Source organism: Xanthobacter sp. 126, assembly GCF_000526175.1.
Classification (GTDB): Bacteria; Pseudomonadota; Alphaproteobacteria; order Rhizobiales; family Xanthobacteraceae; genus Xanthobacter; species Xanthobacter aminoxidans.
The window spans coordinates 642,700-661,522 of sequence record NZ_JAFO01000001.1; the positions used below are offsets into that span (position 1 = coordinate 642,700).

The 18,823-nt window shown below is 67.8% G+C and carries 19 protein-coding genes; 11 read left to right on the forward strand and 8 right to left on the reverse strand.

Annotated elements, in window-relative coordinates:
* Positions 1-61: 61 nt before the first annotated feature.
* From XAN126_RS0102930 to XAN126_RS0102945, 4 genes are all read right to left on the reverse strand, one after another.
* Positions 62-1,270, reverse strand: coding sequence for an MFS transporter (locus tag XAN126_RS0102930; RefSeq protein ID WP_024277108.1), 1,209 nt, complete (start codon positions 1,268-1,270; stop codon positions 62-64).
* Between the two features lie 279 nt (positions 1,271-1,549).
* Complete coding sequence (locus XAN126_RS26780) at positions 1,550-3,601, reverse strand: SpoIIE family protein phosphatase (protein ID WP_024277109.1); 2,052 nt, start codon at positions 3,599-3,601, stop codon at positions 1,550-1,552.
* Positions 3,601-4,434, reverse strand: coding sequence for a hypothetical protein (locus XAN126_RS0102940; protein WP_024277110.1), 834 nt, complete (start codon positions 4,432-4,434; stop codon positions 3,601-3,603). The genes XAN126_RS26780 and XAN126_RS0102940 overlap by 1 nt, the downstream gene beginning before the upstream one ends.
* A complete protein-coding gene (locus XAN126_RS0102945) occupies positions 4,424-5,170 on the reverse strand; it encodes a hypothetical protein (RefSeq protein ID WP_024277111.1) in 747 nt (248 codons plus the stop codon). The genes XAN126_RS0102940 and XAN126_RS0102945 overlap by 11 nt, the downstream gene beginning before the upstream one ends.
* A gap of 209 nt (positions 5,171-5,379) precedes the next feature.
* On the opposite strand from XAN126_RS0102945, the gene XAN126_RS0102950 reads away from it, so the two are divergent.
* The 9 genes from XAN126_RS0102950 to XAN126_RS28100 all read left to right on the forward strand — a co-directional run bounded on the left by XAN126_RS0102950 (position 5,380) and on the right by XAN126_RS28100 (position 12,932).
* The gene (locus tag XAN126_RS0102950) at positions 5,380-6,048 is read left to right on the forward strand and encodes a hypothetical protein (protein ID WP_024277112.1); all 669 of its coding nucleotides are present in this window, start codon (positions 5,380-5,382) and stop codon (positions 6,046-6,048) included.
* On the forward strand, positions 6,045-8,030 hold the full coding sequence (locus XAN126_RS0102955) for an MFS transporter (RefSeq protein WP_024277113.1): 1,986 nt from the start codon (positions 6,045-6,047) through the stop codon (positions 8,028-8,030). The genes XAN126_RS0102950 and XAN126_RS0102955 overlap by 4 nt, the downstream gene beginning before the upstream one ends.
* Complete coding sequence (locus XAN126_RS0102960) at positions 8,030-9,097, forward strand: ABC transporter substrate-binding protein (RefSeq protein WP_024277114.1); 1,068 nt, start codon at positions 8,030-8,032, stop codon at positions 9,095-9,097. Before XAN126_RS0102955 ends, XAN126_RS0102960 begins: the two co-directional genes overlap by 1 nt.
* Positions 9,094-9,771 carry a hypothetical protein gene (locus XAN126_RS0102965; protein ID WP_155982199.1) on the forward strand — a complete coding sequence of 226 codons (678 nt, stop codon included), beginning with the start codon at positions 9,094-9,096 and terminating at the stop codon, positions 9,769-9,771. Before XAN126_RS0102960 ends, XAN126_RS0102965 begins: the two co-directional genes overlap by 4 nt.
* A gap of 120 nt (positions 9,772-9,891) precedes the next feature.
* Positions 9,892-10,242 carry an STAS domain-containing protein gene (locus XAN126_RS0102970; protein ID WP_024277116.1) on the forward strand — a complete coding sequence of 117 codons (351 nt, stop codon included), beginning with the start codon at positions 9,892-9,894 and terminating at the stop codon, positions 10,240-10,242.
* Between the two features lie 11 nt (positions 10,243-10,253).
* On the forward strand, positions 10,254-10,697 hold the full coding sequence (locus XAN126_RS0102975; RefSeq protein WP_024277117.1) for an ATP-binding protein: 444 nt from the start codon (positions 10,254-10,256) through the stop codon (positions 10,695-10,697).
* Between the two features lie 125 nt (positions 10,698-10,822).
* Positions 10,823-12,472 carry a Na/Pi symporter gene (locus XAN126_RS0102980; RefSeq protein ID WP_024277118.1) on the forward strand — a complete coding sequence of 550 codons (1,650 nt, stop codon included), beginning with the start codon at positions 10,823-10,825 and terminating at the stop codon, positions 12,470-12,472.
* Entirely contained in the window at positions 12,456-12,758 is a 303-nt protein-coding gene (locus tag XAN126_RS0102985) for an STAS domain-containing protein (RefSeq protein WP_024277119.1), read from the forward strand. The genes XAN126_RS0102980 and XAN126_RS0102985 overlap by 17 nt, the downstream gene beginning before the upstream one ends.
* A 9-nt stretch (positions 12,759-12,767) precedes the next feature.
* The gene (locus tag XAN126_RS28100) at positions 12,768-12,932 is read left to right on the forward strand and encodes a hypothetical protein (RefSeq protein WP_155982200.1); all 165 of its coding nucleotides are present in this window, start codon (positions 12,768-12,770) and stop codon (positions 12,930-12,932) included.
* Between the two features lie 36 nt (positions 12,933-12,968).
* Here XAN126_RS28100 and epmA read toward each other — a convergent pair whose 3' ends face one another.
* Positions 12,969-14,045, reverse strand: a complete 1,077-nt coding sequence (epmA, locus tag XAN126_RS0102995; protein ID WP_029876642.1) for an EF-P lysine aminoacylase EpmA — start codon at positions 14,043-14,045, stop codon at positions 12,969-12,971.
* A 190-nt stretch (positions 14,046-14,235) separates the two neighbouring features.
* Here epmA and efp point away from each other — a divergent pair, with 190 nt between their 5' ends.
* Positions 14,236-14,805, forward strand: coding sequence for an elongation factor P (efp, locus tag XAN126_RS0103000; protein ID WP_024277121.1), 570 nt, complete (start codon positions 14,236-14,238; stop codon positions 14,803-14,805).
* A 149-nt stretch (positions 14,806-14,954) separates the two neighbouring features.
* On the forward strand, positions 14,955-15,377 hold the full coding sequence (locus XAN126_RS0103005; RefSeq protein ID WP_081762498.1) for a response regulator: 423 nt from the start codon (positions 14,955-14,957) through the stop codon (positions 15,375-15,377).
* A gap of 18 nt (positions 15,378-15,395) precedes the next feature.
* Here XAN126_RS0103005 and grpE read toward each other — a convergent pair whose 3' ends face one another.
* The 3 genes from grpE to hrcA form a co-directional block, all read right to left on the reverse strand.
* Entirely contained in the window at positions 15,396-16,043 is a 648-nt protein-coding gene (gene grpE / locus XAN126_RS0103010; protein ID WP_024277123.1) for a nucleotide exchange factor GrpE, read from the reverse strand.
* 97 nt (positions 16,044-16,140) lie between these two features.
* The gene (locus XAN126_RS26785) at positions 16,141-17,655 is read right to left on the reverse strand and encodes a DUF4062 domain-containing protein (RefSeq protein ID WP_024277124.1); all 1,515 of its coding nucleotides are present in this window, start codon (positions 17,653-17,655) and stop codon (positions 16,141-16,143) included.
* The gene (gene hrcA / locus XAN126_RS0103020; RefSeq protein WP_024277125.1) at positions 17,652-18,752 is read right to left on the reverse strand and encodes a heat-inducible transcriptional repressor HrcA; all 1,101 of its coding nucleotides are present in this window, start codon (positions 18,750-18,752) and stop codon (positions 17,652-17,654) included. The genes XAN126_RS26785 and hrcA overlap by 4 nt, the downstream gene beginning before the upstream one ends.
* Positions 18,753-18,823: the final 71 nt, after the last annotated feature.

Here is an 18,823-nt window from a genome sequence, read left to right on the forward strand (position 1 = left end):
CCCCTTCAGGGGCCGCGCCGTTTTCTTGTTTGTCCCCGCTCGGGCTTGTGGGACTTGGATCCTAGTCCGGCCGGCGGCGTACAGCGAAGGCGGTGCCGACCGCGAGGGCGAGGGCGGCAGCCGCGCCGGCGATCACCATGCGCGGATGATGGTGGTCGAGCATCAGGCCGAACAGCAGCGGCCCCACCAGTGAGCCGATGTCGAAGCCGGAATAGACGATGCCGAACACCTTGCCCGTCGCGCCGGCCGGCGCCGCCGTGCGCACGAGCACGTCGCGCGAGGGGGTGGTGAGGCCCATGAAAAAGCCCACCAGCGCGATCAGCCCCACGGTCACCTCCGGCGCCGTCTGAAGCCAGGCGGCGAGGAAACCGAACAGCGCAGCAGCGGCGAGGCCGCCCATGGCGATCTGGTGATGCTGGGCGGAGCGGTCCGCCACATGCCCGCCGATGGCGACGCCCGCGGTGTTGCCCACCTGGAACAGCGCCACGGCCAGCGTCGCCAACGCCACCGCCGCGCCGAAGCCCTCTTGCAGCGCGACGATGGAGAAGCTCTGCAGGCCGGAGAGGGCCACCGAGGTGAGGGTGAAATAGAGGAAGGCCATCAGCACCACGGGCATGGCCAGCACCTGCAGGAAAGAGATCGGCGCGCCTCCCGCTGCCGCGTGGGCGGTGCGTCCCGCCGGAGCGCGCAGCGGACCGCGGAAGACGGCGAGCAGGAGCCCCACCAGCAGCACCAGCAGCCCCATGGCGATGAGCGCCGTGCGCCAGCCGAAATGCGCGCCGATCGCGCCGGACACGATGGGCGACAGGCCGAAGCCGATGCTCCCCGCGATCACATGGGCGGCGAAGGCGCGCCCGAGCCGGGGCGCCGCAACCTTGTGGCTGAGGATGGAGAGGTCGGCCGGGTGATAGACCGAGTTGCCCAGGCCGGCGAGCGCGGCCAGCGGCAGCAGCAGCAGATAGGTGGGGGCAAATCCCATGGCGGCCGTCGCGGCACCTTGAGTGAGGATGCCCGCCAGAAGTAGCCGATCGGCGCCGAAGCGGTCCACCAGCACCCCGGCCGCCACCTGTCCGGCGCCCGAGAACAGGTAGAAGACGGACAGCACGAGCCCCAGCTCGATGAAGGAGACTTGGAGGTCGGCCCGCATCATGATGAAGAGCGGGGCGAGCGCGAGCTGGAGGAAATGGCTGCAGAAATGAGCGCTGCAGACGGCGCCGATGGAGGAAACCTCGGCCGCGGGCCAGCGGGCCGCGCGCGCTTCGATGGACATGACAATCCTCTCCGTCCCCGGCGGGGCACCGGGATCAGACCGGCACGGCTGCGCCGCCCCGGATGCTGCGTTTCCCCCTCTCTGGTCGGCGGGAGGCCGTTGCGCCGGCGCTTTCAGGCGTCAGCTGTCGACCTCCGGTGAGGGTTGGCTCCCTCGATGCTTCAGGCACGTGTTTCCAAGACCCTGCCGGGCACGCTTACCGCCTCGGCGCCCGGCACGCACGCATATTCTGCCGTGCGCCCGCACTGGCGAAGCATCAGGCGTCACACGGGGGCACGGTCAGCGGGTGCGACGCGGGCCGTGGCCGCCGAAGTAACGCAAGGTCAAACAGGTGATGTCGTCGGCCTGCGGCGCGCCGCGCTCGAAGACGTGCACCGCCGCCAGCACCCGCTCGTTGAGCTCTGCCACGGACCAGTCGGCGGCACCGCCGCGCAGCAGTTCCTCGACACGTTCCTCGCCGTAGGGCTGCTCGTCGATGTCGAAGGCCTCGGTCACGCCGTCCGTATAGAGGAAGAGCGTGTCGCCGGGGGCGAGGTGCAACTCGTGCTGCTGGTAGACGAAGCCTTCCAACACCGCCACCGCCATGCCGCCGGTGGAGGGCACGGTGGTGACCTCGCCGGAACGGGCGATCCGATAGGGCAGGTTGTGGCCGGCATTCACATAAGTGACCTTCCCCGAGGAGAGGTCCACCACGCCATAGAGCACGGTCACGAACAGCATCTGCTCGTTTTCCACCGCGAGCAGGTCGTTCAGGCGGCGGATACAACCCGCCGGCGAGCGCTCGAACAGCGCGGTCGAGCGCAGCAGGGTGCGGGAGATAGCCATGAACAGGGCGGCTGGCACGCCCTTGCCGGAGACGTCCGCCACCACGAAGCCGAGCGTGGTGTCGTCGACCATGAAGTAGTCGTAGAAGTCGCCGCCCACCTCGCGCGCGGGCGTCATCTGGCCATGCACGGCGACACGCGCATCCGGCGGGAATTCCTTGGGCAGGATGGCGAGCTGCACCTGACGGGCAATCTCCAGCTCCTGCTGGAGGCCGGCAAGCTTGGTCTTGGTGATGAGGGCCTCGCGCAGCTCCACCACCATGGACGAGAGGCGGGTGTGCTGCTCGACGATGCGCCGGGAGAGGTCGTGGAGCACGCGGGCGACGCGCTTCAGCTCGTCGTCATTCTCGTTCTCCTCGCCCTTGGCGAGGAGAGCCAGAACCTCCTCCCGGTCGGTCGGGTCGATGGCGTCGGCAAGCGCCTGCAACTCGCCGGAGATCACCACCTCCTGCCGCCGCCGCACCCGCTCGCGCTGGCGCCGGCTCTCGGCGAGAGCCTGCACGTTGCCGCGCAGTGCCACCACCGCCTCGGCGATGCGGCCGATCTCGTCATGGCCGGCATGACCCACCGTGACCGAGGTGTCGCCACGCGACAGGGCCTGCAGCACGTCGATGGCCGATTCCAGGGGCCGGAAACTGTACCAGAGGAAGACATTGAGACCGATGACGCCGAGCAGCACGAGGCCGATGGCGCCGGCCACGGCCGACTGGCGGATGAAGGCGGTCGCCTGCACCGTCTGGGTGGTATCTTCCAGACTCACAAGCGCGCCCACGGCGCTGCCGCTCACGTCCGCGATCGGAATGGAAGTGACGTTGTAGTTGCGCCCGTCCAGCAACAATTGCTCGGCGGTTGGGCGGCGCGGGGTGATGGAGACCTTGGCCCGTTCCCACAGGCGGAAATCGGTGCTGGCGACCACCCGCCCGCGCAGGGTGATGAGGGTGGTGGCGGCGCTGATGCCGCGGGCGAAGCGCTCCATGCCGAGCGCGGCGTCGCGCCCGAGTACCAGCACGGCCCGGCCGCGGCCTGGCAGTTCCACCGTGCGGGTGGTGATGACGATCACCTGTGAGCCGCTGATCTGCCGCAGCCCGGAGAGCACCTCTCCCTTGAGCGCCCGGTCGAGGCTGCCAGCGTCGAGGATGTAGCGGGCATTGGTGGTGCCGTCGCTGAAGACCACCTCGCGGTCGGCCGCCACAACCTCGAAATAGGTGGCCGGGTCGTCGATATCGATGCCGACCTCCCGGATCGCCGCGGCGATGCCCGGGCGGTCCGAGAAGCTCAGCGCGATGCGGAAGGGGGAGGAGGTGTCGATACGCTCGAGGATGCGGGCGAGATTGGCGGTCTGGAAGGCGACGATCTCCCGCCAGAGGACGGTCTGACCCTCAATGGCCAGCTCGCCCTCGCGGGCCTGGGCGACGCGGTCGCGCAGCACCGTGGCACCCCAGATGCCCAGCATGAGCACGGTGAAGCCGGTGGCGACGATGAGGGTGATGCGAGTCCGCAGCAGCATCACGACCCCCGCACCTTGTCGGCGCGGCCGGGCGGCGCCATCACCTCGCGCCGGACCCGTTCCACGTCCGGCCTGAGCCCGCCGTCGAAATCCACCGCCAGAAGCTCCTCCGCATAGGCCTCGAATACCGATCGGCGTTCGGCCACCCTCCGGTTGCCGTGTTCAAGTTCCCGGAAGGCCCGGCCCACCGCCCCCCGCGCACCTTGGCGACGGTGGTGCTGAATCATCACGTCGCGCTCGCCGTACTGGCCGTTCACCGCCTCGGCCAGGCCGTTGGCGAGGCGGGTGCGGGCACGCTCGAGCGCATTGCCCACCAGCAGGCCGGCGGCCAGCGCCGCCAGCGCCGCACAGACAGTCACCACCATCGCCGCCTTCAGGCCGATGTCGGCGAAGGAGGTGGCGAGGGCAGCGGGATTTGTGGTGACTTCCACCGCCGCCACCGTATTTCCGTCCACCACCACGGGAGCGCTCACCGAATCGGTGCCGGAATGCTCACCGATGGCGCTGCGGATCTCACGACCGTCCGATCCGCGCAGCACGATCTGGGTCAGGCCGGGGGTGCGGGTCAATGTCTCGGAGAGGTGCTGTTCCACGCCGGGAAGCAGCTTCAGGGGAATGCCGAAGCGTGCGGCCTTCTCGAACTGCTGGGCGAGGGTGCGGGCGACCGACGTGCCGATCACCAGCGCGTCGCGCCGCGCACTCTCCTCGACCCGGGCGCGATAGCCGTTGACGAGTACCGCCGCAGCAATGCCGCCGAAAACGAGGGTGAGGATAAGGGCGAATAGCCCGGTGACGAGGCGCGCGCGGCCGCTCTCGGCGATCTCAGGCCGCATCGTCGAGTGCTCCAAGCTGGCCAAGGCCGCGGTCGACCCGCGCCTCGGCATCGCGCCAGCTCTTCACTGTGGCCTCGGCAAGGGGCGCAAGGCCGCCATCGTCGCCGGTGGACCCGCCTTCCCCGCGCAGCACCTTTGCCACCCGGTCGAACGGGCGCGTCAGCACGTGGACGAACGCCACGGCGGCAATGATGGCGGCAATGGACGCGGCAAGCGAAAGCACCCCCGTGCGGATCAGAAGGTCGAGGCCGAGCCGGTCCGCGCGGGCACTGCGCGCCTCGTCCGACACCGTGACCGAGATGCCGCCGGCAACACCGAGGTCGTTCTCGAAGCGGGTGCCGAACACCGTGTCGCCACGCTCGGCCGCAGCCCACTGGTTATCGTCGCCCAGCCGCTTCACCCAGTCCGGGCTCACCTCTTCGCCGATCACGCTGCGGTCGGTGGAATAGATGGCGCGGCCCGCGGAATTGAAAATGTCGATGGCGAGGATGGAGGGGTCGCCCGCCTTCTCGCGCTCGATGCGCGGCTGCAGCAGGGAAATCTGGTCCAGAAGCAGGCCGATGGAGAGGTTCGCCTCGGTGGAGGCGCGCAGCGTGCCGAGCAGGTTGGCGACGCGGGCACGCTCGATCTCCTCGCCCACCCGATCGCTGGCCGAGAACGCGATCACCGCGACCGCCACCACCGCAGCGGTCACGGATACGACGGCGACCAGGATGAGCCGGCTTACGAAAGTCATGCGGGGAACTTCGGTGGGGTGGACGGCCCGGACGTTAACCGCGCACTCGCGGCCAAACCAGACAAAAAACTCCCCTGCGACCAAAAAAACCTGCATTGTCAGCTTGCTTTTCGTGGCATGAAGGTCAGGCGGTCGGGGCCGGACCATAGGGCAGGGCGCGAAGGGTTCGGCGCGAAAGTCGAGACGCCAAGGGTCGAGCGCGAAGGGTCATGAGGCGGACCACACTGGGGCTCATCATCGTGTTCGCGTTGATCGCGGCCGCGTGCGTCGCCTTCGGCGCCTATTTCTCCTACGTGACGCTCATCAATGCCCATCGCGGGGTCATCGAGGCCCGCTGTGGTATCGCCGCCCAGCGTGTGGTGGACGTGGCTGAAAAGGCCGCTTCCCTCGGCATTGCCCTTCCTGCGCAGCAGACGCTGACCGCGGTGCTGGAACGGGAGGCCCGCGTGGAGGACGCGATTCGCTCCATGGATCTCACAGACGAGCATGGCGTCGTCCTGTTCTCCAGCGAGCCCGGGCGCGTCGGCCTGGACACGACACGGGACACCGAGCGCGGCCTGACCCGTCCGGTGCGCAACGACATCGGCCAGAGTCTCGGCCGTGTCGTGGTTCGGTATGATTCCAAGATCCTGACCGATGGCGCCGCGACGCTCGCCTCCGACCTCAGGCGGATCGCCCTTCCCACACTCCTGTGGGCCGGCGCGGCGACGCTGGTCGTCGGCCTGCTTCTCGCAGCGCTGCTGCAGCGGGCGGTCCGGCGCGCCGCGGAGCCGCATCTGTGGCCGCCGGCTGCCCGCGCCGCGCTCGCCTCGGTCGAAGAGGCGCACCGCACGGCCGGGCCGTCGGCCACCGGCGTCACCGGTGGGGGCGCCGCATGATCGGTCTTCGCGGGGGCATCTCCATCGCCATCGTCATCATCCTCTGTTCGGCGCTGGCCGTGATCGGCTGGGGTGCGGAACAGGCGGCCCAGCGCACCATCGCACCGGAGATCGTCGCCAAGGCGAATTCGGTCGGCCGGGCCGCCGCCGACCTCGTCCAGCGCGCCGCGGCGGTCGGCGTGCCGTTCGACCGGTTGGTCGGGGTGAACCGCTATTTCGATGACCTGCGGGCGGCCAACGTCGAGTTCACCCAGATCAGCCTGAACGCCGCGGGCGGCAAGGAACTGGCGCGGTCGGGCGCGGTCTCTTCCGGCGGCGATGCGCCACGGGTCTTCGTGCCGGTGGAGGATGCCGACGGGCACCGCCTGGGCGACGTAATGATCGTGGTCGATCCCAGCGTCGTGTCCCAGCAGGTGGGCGCGGTGCTCGTCGATGTCGCCTTCATAGGCATCGTCGCGCTGCTGGTGGCGCTGGAACTGGTGGCTCTCGTCGTTGGTACCCGCGGCCTCGAATCGCTGGTGGCGGTGGAGCGGCGGCTCAAGGCGCTGAAGCGCGGCGTGCTCTCCCGCCAGGAGGGCGGTGCGGGGGCTGCCGGCGATCTTATCCTTCCCATCGACCGGCATGTGGAAACGCTCGCCGATCGCCATCTCTCCCTGCGCGCCGAGGCGGAGCGCAGGGGTGACGGCGAGGCCATCGCCCGGCTTGACGAGATCGAGGTCCGCACCGGCCTCGGCCGGGTCCAGGCGGCCGAGAGCGAGGCCGCCATCGCGGTGCGTCCGGCCCTTTTCCTGTTCATGCTGGCGGAGGAGCTGACGCGCCCGTTCCTGCCGCGTGCCGCGCAGGCCCTCGGCGTGCCCGCGGGCTTTGGTCCGGACATGTCGGCCAGCCTGCCCATCGTCGCCTTCATGGCCGTCGTGGCGCTGTGCCAGGTGCCGTTCGCCTCCCTGTCCGAGCGGCTCGGCCGGCGTCCGGGCTTCCTTGCCGGCGCGGCACTGGCGGCGGCGGGTTACGTGGTCTCGGCGATCAGCCCGCATTACGACGTCTTCCTCGCTGCCCGCGTCGCCACGGCGGTGGGCTATGCGCTGGTGTTCGTCTCCGCCCAAGGCCATGTGGTGGATCTGTCCTCCGGCGCGGCCCGCAGCGCGGCTCTGGCCGTGTTCGTGCGGGCCATCATGGTGGCGAGCCTGTGCGGGCCGCCCATCGGCGGCGTCATCGCCGACAGGCTGGGACCGGGCGTCGCCTTCGCGACCTCGGCTGGTCTCGCCCTCGTGGCGCTTCTGGTGGCGCGGCTGACGCTGCCGGCCGCGGAGCGGCATCGCAGCGTGGCCAATGTGGGGCTCGCCGACCTCAAGGCCGCGGCCCGCGCACCTGGTCTGATGTCCCTGCTCCTGGGCTGCGCCTTCCCCGCCAAATTCCTGTTTGCCGCCTTGTGCTTCCTGCTGGTGCCGCTGGAACTGCAGCGCGAGGGCTTTTCCTCCGCGGCCATTGGCCGCTTCCAGATGATCTATCCGGTCCTCATGGTGATCGGCGTGCCCTTCTTCGCCGCCCTGGCCGATCGCTTCAGCGCCCGTGCCGGATTCGTGGTGGCGGGGGGGCTGGTGTCGGGCATCGGCGCCCTGGCCGTGCTGCTCCATCCCTCCGTGGCGCTGATCGTCGTTGCGCTGGTGGCGCTGGGCTGGGGGCAGGCCATGTCCATCGCGTCCCAGTCGGCGCTGGTCGCGGATACCGCCACCAGTATGGGGGCGGGCCGGGCGGCCGGAGTTCTCGGCCTGTTCCGGCTGGTGGAGCGGTCCGGCAACGCCGCCGGTCCCGCCAGTGCCGGCTTCCTGCTTTCGACGCTCGGCTTCGCGGCGGCGACCGGTTTCCTCGGCGCTGTAGCGGTAGCCGGAGCCATGCTATTTGCGCTATCTGGACGCAGAGTCTTCGTCCATCATTCGCGCCGCCCATCCTCTGCGGCTGCCTCGGAAGGGAGTTCCGCCTGATGGATCGCCGTTCCCTCCTCGCACTCGGCCTCGGCGCGGGTGCTGCGGGGCTGGTGGGCACTGTCCCCGGCGCCTTCGCCCAGACCAACGGCGGTAATGGCCAGCCGCGCCCGGCCGGCGCGCCTGCGCCCGCCGCCCGTGGCGAGGCGTTCCGTGTCCTGATGCTCACCTTCCGCGGTGATACCGATGTGGAGCGCGGCTTCCGCGACTACTTCGCCGCCAACGACATCAAGGTCGAGTTCATGACCCGCGACGTGGAGCGGGACGCGAGCAAGGTGAAGCCGATCCTCGCGGAAGTGCTGCCGACCTTCCGGCCCAACCTCATCTACACCTATGGCACGCCGTTGACGCTCGGTGTCGCCGGTCCCTATGACGCGCCGCCCACCGCCGGTTTCGTGCGCGATATCCCGGTGGTGTTCGCTTTGGTGGCGGCGCCGGTACAGGTGAAGATCGCGCCTTCGCTCGCCTCTTCGGGGCGCAACGTGACGGGCGCGGTGCACGTGGTGCCCACTGACGTGCAGATGCGCGCCATGCAGAGCTACAAGGCGTTCAAGAAGGTCGGCGTGATCTATTCGCCGAACGAGAGCAATTCGGTTGCCATCATCGACGAGATGAAGGGCTTCTCCGCCACCATCGGTGCCGAGGTTCTGGCCCAGCCCCTGACCATGGTGGGCAGCAAGCCGACCGGCGACGGGGTCGAGGATTTCGTGAGGAACCTGAAGGCGCAAGGCGCCGAATGGCTCTATCTGCCGGCCGACACCTTCCTTGCCACCATCTTCGACCGGGTCGGCCCGGCGGCGCTGGCGGCGGGGCTTCCCACCTTCGGCGCGACGGAATTCTTCCTGCGCGAGGGGCTGGGGCTTGTCGGGCTGGTCAGCCGCTATTATTCGGTGGGCCAGCTCGCCGCCTCCAAGGCGGCCGAGATCCTGGTCCAGCACGTGCCGCCCCAGGACATCCCGATCGAGACGCTGAAGCGCTTCGCCCTCATCATCAACATGAACGTGGCCAAGCAGCTCGGCGTCTACCCGCCCATCGCCATGCTCAATTATGCGGAAGTAATCACGTGATGAATGCCCTGCGCGAGGCCGCGCCGACCTCTACGCTGACGCAGCGCATGCTCGGGCCGGGCGATCTCGACGCGATCGATACTCTTCATCATCTGGCCATCGGGCCGCTGGTTCGCCCGGAAGTGGTGAAGCCGGAGAACCGTTCGTACTTTGAAAGCATCCTCAGCGGCCGTGGCCTGGTGATCGGGCTCTATGACGGCCCGTTGCTCGCCGCCTACGGTATTCTCCAGCATGACCATTCGCCGAAGGACGGCCCGCACCGCCTGCTCGGGCTCGATCCCGCCTTGTCGGTGGGCCGGCTGGCCGGGGCCTCGGTGCATCCGGCCTATCGCGGCCGTGGACTGCAGCGGGTTCTGATCGCTGCCCGGGTCGATGCGGCGCCCGCGGACATGGTGCTGTTTTCCACAGCGGCGCCGGTGAACACGCCGAGCTGGGCGAGCCTGCTCGTCGAAGGCTTTCCCATCTACGACATCCAGCTCTTCTTCGGCGGCTATGCGCGCTACGTGATGGTGCGCGACTTCACCACCTTCGATCCGCAGGAGACCCTTCTGGTCGATCCGCTGGATACGGCGCGGCAGAAGGAGCTCTTCGCCGAGGGGTGGCACGGCTACGCCCGCTGCCGCACCGATTCCGGCGCTGCCGGCGTGCTGTACGCCCGCCCCCGAAAAGCCTGACACCCCCCCGGCGGGCAGGCCCTTCCGGGGCCCCTGCTCCGCGTCACGAAACTGTCGTATGGTTTACTGAATCTGTGCCCACGCGGTGCGGGCATCCCGATCCAGAGAGATACTGGCCCCATGAAGATCGAGAGGACCCCCCTCGGCCCCGACATCATCCTCGTGCGCCTGGAGGGCCGGCTCGACATCGCCGGCGCGGCGGCGGTGGAGCCGGAGTTCAAGTCGTCCTGCGAGGCCGCGCGCGTGCTCGTGGTGGACCTGTCCGGCACGCCGTTCATGGCCTCCATCGGCATCCGCCTGCTGCTCGCGGGCGCCAAGGGGCTGCATCGCAAGGGGGGCATCATGGGGCTTTTCGCGTGTGACCCTCAGGTGGAGAAGGTGCTGCGCTCCACCGGGGTCGATCAGCTCGTCGGCATCCACGCTACGCGGGACGAGGCGCTCGCGGCGGCGGGCATCTCCCCGGCAACCTGACGGCGGATCCCATGGCGACGCCCACGGCCGGAACCCTTGTCTCGACCATCGATGTGGGCGCGCGCATCGACGACATCACCGACGCCACGGGCTGGCTCGGCACACTGGCTGACGAACAGGGCTGGCCGGACGCCACCCGCTTCGCGCTGGAGCTGAGTCTCGAGGAGGCGCTGACCAACGTCGTCTCCTACGGCTTCGCAGGCACCGACCGGCAACCGCACATCCGAATCGAATGCTGGCGCCTGCCAGAGGGGCGGGTGGCGCTGCGCCTGATCGACAACGGCGTGCCCTTCGATCCCACCAGCATCGCCGAGCCGGTGGTCCCCGACAGCATCGAGGACGCCCGGATCGGCGGTCACGGCGTGCAGCTGATGCGGCATTTCCTCGAGACGCTCGACTACAGCCGGGAAGGTGAGGAAAACCAGCTGACGCTGGTGGCCAACGCGGCCGGGTGAGGTTGCTCACAAGAGTGTCGCACTCCGCGGTCTATGATGTCCGCTCGGGGAGCCGTGCCGTAGCATCCGCGGAACATTGAGCGCGTCTGCGGCTTTCCTCTGGTGCCGTCGGGTCTTTCTTATCGATGCTTGTCATTGCCGAGCTCCTGGCCGGCCTCGGCCTTCTGTTCGTTGGCCTCAAGGCCATGGCCACACACCTGCAGCAGGCCACGGGCCGCAAGGTGCGCGCACTGCTGCGCCGGGCGACGCGCTCCCCGGTGATGGGGCTGCTGTGCGGGACGCTGGCGGGAGCGGCCACGCAATCCTCCAACGCCGTCGCGGTCATCAGCGGCAATCTCGTGCGCGGCGGTGCCTTCACCACGCGCGATGCCATTCCCGTTGTCGCTGGCGGCAACGTGGGGACGTCGGCGCTGGTGTTCGTGGCGGCGATCGATTTTCGCCTGCTCGTACTTTACATCGTCGGCATCGTCGGGCTCGCCTTCCATTTCAAGCTGGACCGCCGTCGCGGCATGGCGCAATGGATGGGCGTCGCCTTCGGCCTCGCGCTGGCCCTGCTTGGCCTCGATTTCATCAAGCAGGCGCCGCGGGCGCTGGACATTGCGTCGGTCGCGGGCAGCCTCGCCGACCATCTGACTCCGCTCCTCGGCTTCTTTCTCGGGTTTGCGGTTTCCGCCGTCAGCCAGTCGTCCTCGACCCCCACGATCCTCGTCCTGGCCCTGATGCAGGCGGGCCTCCTCGGCCTCCACGATGCAGTCTTCATCGTGCTCGGCGCGAATCTTGGTTCCGGGTTTGCGGCCATTCTCTCGGCCGGCGGGCTGGAGGGGACCGGCCGCCAACTCTGCTATGTCCATGTTCTGGTGAAGGCCGTGGGCTGCCTCATCGTCGGAGCCTTCTTCGGCCTTGGCGGGGTGGTCGGCTTCGACGGCTTCTCGGCCCTCTCTGCCGTGGGCAACGACAAGGCGTCCATGTCCCTGTCGGTTCTGTTCCTCGCCCTTCAGGTGGCGGGCGCGATCCCGGTGGCTTTCGCGCGGGGGCTTTCCGAGAGGTTCGCCGCCGCCATGAGCCCGCCCACGCTGGAGGACGGCGCCTCCCGCCCGCGCTTCATCCATGACGAAGCGCTGGCGGACCCCTCGACGGCACTCGACCTCGCCGTTAGCGAGACCCTGCGGCTCATCAAGCTCTTGCCGACCCTGCTGCCGGACCTCGACCAGAAGGACAACGGCGACGCCGGCGAACGGCTGGCCTTGTGGCGTGGCGCCGCCTCGGTGGGCCTTGCCGTGGACCAGTTTATTTCGGAGCTCATCGCGGTCGGCCTCGCCCGCGACAGTCTGGAAATCGCCCTGCATCACCAGGCGCTTGTGGAGAACGTGCGCACGCTCCAGGACACGCTGCACGACTTCACCGAGGTGGTGGAGGGCTTCGACGAGGTACCGCCGCTCGCCTTTGCCCTGTCGGAATCGTTACGGGCGATCACTTTGTCCCTCGCCGACGCCACGGATGGGCCGGCCGATGATCTCGACCTCATCATCGCGCTCTCCGGCGATCGATCAGAGATGTTGAACCGCATCCGCCGCCAGCTTGCCGCTACGGCACTCGACGCAGGGGCGGACGCGCGGCAGTTGCTGCTAGCGACCAGCCTGTTCGAGCGGGCGATCTGGCTGGTGCGCCGCAGCGCGATTGCGTTGCGCACGCCGGAGAATGAGGATAATCCGGAGCGTCCGGCCGCCGCGGAGGCGGACATCAAGCGAGTAGGGGCCGATGCACATCGAACGTGAGCAGGTCGGAAGCGACGTGGTGCTGAAGGTGGCGGGGCGTCTCGACACGCCTAACGCCAAGCCGTTCGAGGCGAGCCTCATGGAGGTCGTCTCCATGACCGACGGGGGGATCGTGGTGAACCTCGCCGGAGTGGACTATGTGTCCTCCTCCGGTCTGCGGGCGCTGCTGGTGGCTGGCAAGGCCATGCGCGGGGCGAAGCGCAAGCTCGCGCTCTCTTCGCTCCAGCCGCAGATCCGTGAGGTGTTCGACATCTCCGGCTTCTCGACCCTGTTCGAGATCAACTGATCCGCTGTCATGCTCGCCGCCAGCGGACTGCCGGGCATTTCGGGACTGGTGCGATTTCTCAGTGACCTCGCCGGCGCGGAAAGCGCGGGCGAGGTCGTTGTCTCCCTGCTCTTCTTTCTCGCACTGGTGGGCGGGATCGTTCTGGTGCTGTGGCTCATCAGGACCGATTCGTGACCGGCGAAGGGCCGCCCCCGGAAGGTGTTCGGCGCCTCAGGCCGGACCGGCGACCGGCGCCCACAGGACGTCCTCGATCCGCCGCGCTCCGCTTGCCAGCAAAGCGAGCCGGTCGAAGCCGAGGGCGCAGCCGCTGGCCGGAGGCATGAGCGCCAGCGCCGCGAGGAAGTCCTCGTCGAGCGGATAGCGCTCCCCATAGAGCCGTTCCTTCTCGTCCATGTCCTTTTCGAAGCGCCGGCGCTGCTCGTCCGTGTCCGTCAGCTCGCCGAAGGCGTTCGCGAGTTCCAGCCCGCAGCAATAGAGCTCGAACCGCTCGGCGAAGCGCGGATCCTCCGGCTTCTGCCGGGCGAGAGCCGCTTCGCTTGCTGGATAGTCGGTCAGGATGGTGGGGCGGCCGACGCCGAGATGAGGCTCGATCTTCTCCACCAGTACGCGCGAGAACACGTCGCCCCAGGTATCGTCGGGCGCGGTGCGGATGCCGGCCTCGGTCGCGGCGCGGGCGAAGGCGGCGGCATCCGGTGCTTGCCCTGCGGCCGGCAGAAGGGCTTCGAGGTCCATCCCGGAATGGCGGGCGAAGGCCGCGACGAGCGTCAGGCGCTCCGGGGTGGCGAAAGGATCGCAGGTCTTGCCGCGATAGTGGAAGGTCGAGGCTCCGCCGGCCTCGGCGGCCCGGGCGAGGAGGGCGGCGCAATCCTCCATCATCGCCGTGTAGGGCGCACCGGCGCGATACCATTCCAGCATGGTGAACTCGGGATGGTGCGCCATGCCACGCTCCCGATTGCGGAACACGCGGGCGAACTCGAAGATCTTCGTCTCCCCGGCCGCGAGCAGCTTCTTGGCCGCGAACTCGGGTGAGGTGCGCAGGTAAAGTCGGTGAGTTGTCCCGTCCGGGCCGATCAGCTCAGTCCCGAAAGCGTGGAGGTGGGTCTCGTTGCCCGGCGAGACCTGCAGCGCCGGCGTCTCGACCTCGATGAAACCGTCTTCCGCGAAGGCTGCGCGCACGGCGGCGGCGATGCGCCCGCGCGCGAGCAGGAAGGGGCGGCGGTCCGCGTGAACGTCGGGCCGCCACCACGGCGGGGAGGGAGGCGCCAGCGAAGAGTTCGATACCGCCATGACGTAGGTTCCTCGTTACGGCCACCTGGGCTGCCCGCCGCCACTGGGCCTCGGGGCCGGAAAGACGAGTGCAAGACTGGCGTTGCGCGCCATTATCGCTATGGTGCGCGCCGAACCAGCCAGACGGCGCCGCCGTCAACCGTTTTCCAATCGGCGCGGGCGCCGCGCATCAGGTCAAGGAAGAGCCGACGTGGTCAAGGTTATCGCCAGCACCCTGCGCAAGGGCAACGTGGTCGACATCGACGACAAGCTGTACGTTGTTCTCACCGCCGAGAATATCCATCCCGGCAAGGGCACGCCGGTGACGCAGCTCGACATGCGCCGCATCTCCGACGGCGTGAAGATCTCCGAGCGCTACCGCACCACCGAGCAGGTGGAGCGCGCCTTCGTGGAAGATCGCCCGCATACCTTCCTCTACGAGGATTCCGACGGCTACACCTTCATGAACCCGGAAACCTACGATCAGGTGACCGTGCCGAAGGATGTGATGGGCGACCAGTCCGTCTATCTCCAGGAAGGCATGGAATGCATGCTCTCCACTCACAATGGCGTGCCGATCGCCATCGAGCTGCCGGCCCGCGTGGTGCTGGAGATCGTGGACACCGAGCCGACCGTGAAGGGCCAGACGGCCTCTTCCTCCTACAAGCCCGCCATGCTCTCCAATGGCGTCCGCACCATGGTGCCGCCGCACATCGCGTCCGGCACGCGCGTTGTCGTCATGACCGCCGACGCTTCCTATGTGGAGCGCGCGAAGGACTGACCTTCCGCTTGTGATCCCGGAAGGACGGTTTCCGGCCCTTCCGGTTTTCTTTCAACACCTTGCTGCGGGGCGTGGAACTTTTCCCCCGGCCGCTGGTTGACCCCCGACATGGCCCTGAGGGGACATGCAGTCAGCCAAGGCGTTGAAGAATGATCTTGTCGGGAAGGCGGGTGCTCGTCGTTGAGGACGAGTTTCTCGTGGCACTGGGGCTCGAAGACAATCTGAGGTCGCTGGGCTACACCGTGGTCGGGCCGATCGCAAGCCTCGCCGCGGCGGTCTCGGCCGCGTCGTCCGAGCGCATCGACGCCGCGATCCTCGACGTGAACCTTGCGGGCGAGCCGGTCTATCCGGCCGCGGCGGTCCTGGCCGAGCGCGGCATCCCCTTCATTTTCTGCTCGGGCTATACTGGCAGCGTGCGCATGCCGGCGGAATTCGTCGACGCGCCGCGGGTGGCCAAGCCATACACCAGCCGTGTCATCGCCGATGCGCTTGCCGACCTCATCGGATCGGGTCGCGGCCCAGGCGGCAGCGACCGCGGGAGGCGGGATGTCGCCGCCTCCAACGATATGTGATCTTCCAGATAGCCTGATTCAGGCCGCGCCGGCGGCCTTGTTCGCCTCAGCCTTCGGGCCACCGCGGGCGACACCGACCATGGCGGGCCGCAGAACGCGCTCGCCGATGACGTAGCCGGCCTGCACCACCTGCACCACGGTACCGGTCGGCACGCTCGGGTCCGGCACCTCGAACATGGCCTGATGAAGGTTGGGATCGAACTTCTCCCCCTTCGGCTCGATCTTGCGGATGCCGTGCTTCTCCAGCGCCTTCACGAGGCCGCGCTCGGTCAGCTCCAGGCCGTCCAGCAGCGCCTTGAAGCTGCCTTCTGCGGTCGCCTTTGCGTCCGCTTCCACCGAGCCGAGGGCCCGGGCGAGATCGTCCGCCACGTTCAGCACGTCGCGGGCGAAGGAGGCGATGCCGTAGGTCTTGGCGTCCTGGATCTCTTTCTCGGCGCGGCGGCGCACATTCTCCGCCTCCGCGAAGGCGCGCAGGAACTTGTCCTTGAGGCTCGCGATCTCGGCTTCCAGGCGCGCCTTGTCGCCCGCCGGGCCGCCGATGGCGGCGTCCGCCATAGCGGTGGCTTCCGCCTCGGCGGTCGCCTCGTTCACCTGCGCATTGCCCTGCGCGGCACCGTTTTCGCTTGCGTCGCCGCCGGTCTCGGGCGCGCGCTTCTGCTCGCTCATCCGGTTACTTCCCCTGCCTTGAGATTCGCCCGAGGTCACTAGGCCGCCGGGCAAAGGCCAATCGTCCCGGCGCATATCGGGGCGATGGGGGGAAAAATCAAGATTGATTGAGCGCGTCCCTTTGTGTTTTGGCTTTGGAGACGATTTCTTGGATCAAAGGCGCGGGATCGTCGGCGAAGCGCGCGATCAAATCGTCATATGCCGCGATTGCCTCGGGGTCGCGGTCCAGCGCACTGAGCGTGACGCCCTTGTTGAAGAGTGCATTCCCGACCTGCTCTCGGAGGGCCGGCACGGGATCATCGGCAAAGCGAGCGATCAGATCGTCATAGGCGGCGATTTCCTCTGCGTTGCGGTCCAGCGAGCCGAGCGTGAAGCCTTTGTTGAAAATCCCCCTGCCGACCTGCTCTCGGAGGGCCGGCGCGGGATCGTCGGCGAAGCGAAGGATTAGATCGTCATAGGCGGCGATTTCTTCAGTCGCGCGGTCCAGCGCGCCGAGCGTGACGCCCTTGTTGATGAGTGCCTTGGCGACCTGCGCGCGCAGGGCTGGCGCGGGATCGTCAGCGAAGCGGTCAATCAAATCGTCATAGGCGGCGATTGCCTCTGCGCCGCGATCTATAGCACCGAGCGCGACGCCTTTGTTGAAGAGTGCCCTCGCATGCCTCGTCTTCAGATCCGTATCGGGCGCATCCATAAGTCGGTCTGCGATTGCACCGAATGCTATGGCTGCTTCCTCCAATCTGCCCAAATCGTACAAGGCGAATGCTTTCGCGTGCATGGCTTGCGTCCACTCGAAATCCGAGGATGCCGCTGCCTGAGCCTTGGTGGCGCAGAACAGGACGCCGGCATGGTCTGGCGCTTCCTCTTCCTTGATCCGCTTTGCTTCGGCGAACCAGAAGGCAAAGCCGGGTTGGCCTGGCTCGGCGGCGGCGCTCCCCACGACAGCCGGCGCACGCTCAAGGGAAATAAGTGGATCTGTTGAGAGGCGATGCGAGGGGCTGACGTGCTCCTTGAGCCATCGGGCCAGATGGCTATCGATCAACTCGCCAAACTCGTCGATTGTCTGGAACGACTTGAAAAGATACTTGCGATCAGATTCAATTTTTTGCTTGAATGCCACTACAGATTTCAGCTGTTCCCCAGGGTCTCTCAGCCTGGACGGGTCAACTACCTTAAAGCAGAGGATAATGTTCCTGATCTTTTTATCGGTGTACAGCTGCTCCGCCAGATTCCACTCTTCTTCAGTGCCGGATGTATGTCCGTTGCCGGTCGGACTGCCCCAGCGGTCATGGAGAATGAACAATGCGTAGTCGCATTGTCTGAGGTCTTCGTTGATCTGCTCCTGCGGGCGCCCGGCCCCGCCAAGCGTGTCCTCCCACCCAACCGGGTGGAACTGAACCTCGTGTTGCTCGCCGTGCGACCGGGAGCACTTCTCCAGCCGCTCTCGAAAGCATCGGCGTTCGGCTTCAAGGCCGCCGGGTGACGCGATGAATACTCGGTACTGAGTGATCGACCTCGGCAAGCGTCTGCCCCCAGGAACCAGCTTGATCTCGTGCGATGCAAAATCGGACAGCTTGAGGTTGAGCGCAAGGTACCAAGGCGCCGCTTTCCTCACGCAGCGTCTGCACCCGGTGCGCCAAGCACACGGCTCACGAGGCGGGCGGTGAAGTCCACCATGGGGACGATGCGGCCGTAATTGAGCCGCGTCGGGCCGATGACACCCAGCACGCCCAAGACGCGTCCCTGCCCATCGCGGTAGGGCGCGACGATGGTGGAGGAGCCGGAAAGGGAGAACAGCCGGTTCTCCGAGCCGATGAAGATGCGCAGCGCCTGCGCCTCTTCCGCCCGGCCGAGCAGTTCCGAGACCTCGCGCTTGGTCTCGAGATCGTCGAACAGCAGGCGGATGCGCTCCAGATCCTCCAGCGCCCTGAGATCCTCCAGCAGCTTCGCCTGACCGCGCACAATGAGGGTCCGCTCGCCCGGCCCGTCGCCGGACCAGGAGGCGAGCCCCGCCTCCACCACGCGGGCGGTCAGGGTGTCGAGGTCGCGGTTGATCTCGGCGAGCAGGCTCTCCATCTCCTGCCGGGCGTCGGAGAGGGTGCGTCCGCGGATGTGGGCATTGAGGAAATTGGTGGCCTCGGTGAGGGCGGAGGTCGGCAAGCCAGGCGGAAGGGCGAGCGCGCGGTTTTCCACCTGCCCATCCTCCGATACGAGGATGACGAGGGCGCGGCCCGGTTCCAGCGGCACGAATTCCACATGCTTGAGGCGGGGGTCGGTCTTGGTGGCGGTGACGACCCCGGCGCCGCGGGCGAGGCCCGAGAGCAAAGCGGAGGCTTCCTGCAGAACGCCTTCCACCGTGGTGGTGCGTGCGGCGGCGAGTACCTGCGTTTCGATATTGGCCCGGTCACGCTCGTTGACGTCGCCCACCTCCATGAGTGCATCGACGAAGAAGCGCAGGCCGCGCTCGGTGGGCAGGCGCCCGGCGCTGGTATGGGGGGCATAGATCAGCCCGGCCGCCTCGAGGTCCGCCATCACGTTGCGGACCGAGGCGGGGGAAAGGGTCATGGGGATCAAGCGGGCGATGTTGCGCGAGCCCACCGGCTCACCGGTGGCGAGGTAACTCTCCACGATCTGGCGGAAAATCTCGCGCGAACGCTGATCGATCTGCGCGAGGCCGCCAGTCGAGAGGGGCAGGAACGGATCGAGCGCCACGGGTTCAGCCTTCGGAGCAAAGGATTTCGCTCGCTCTAATGTGTCCCTCGCCGGGGCCGGGTTCAAGCGCC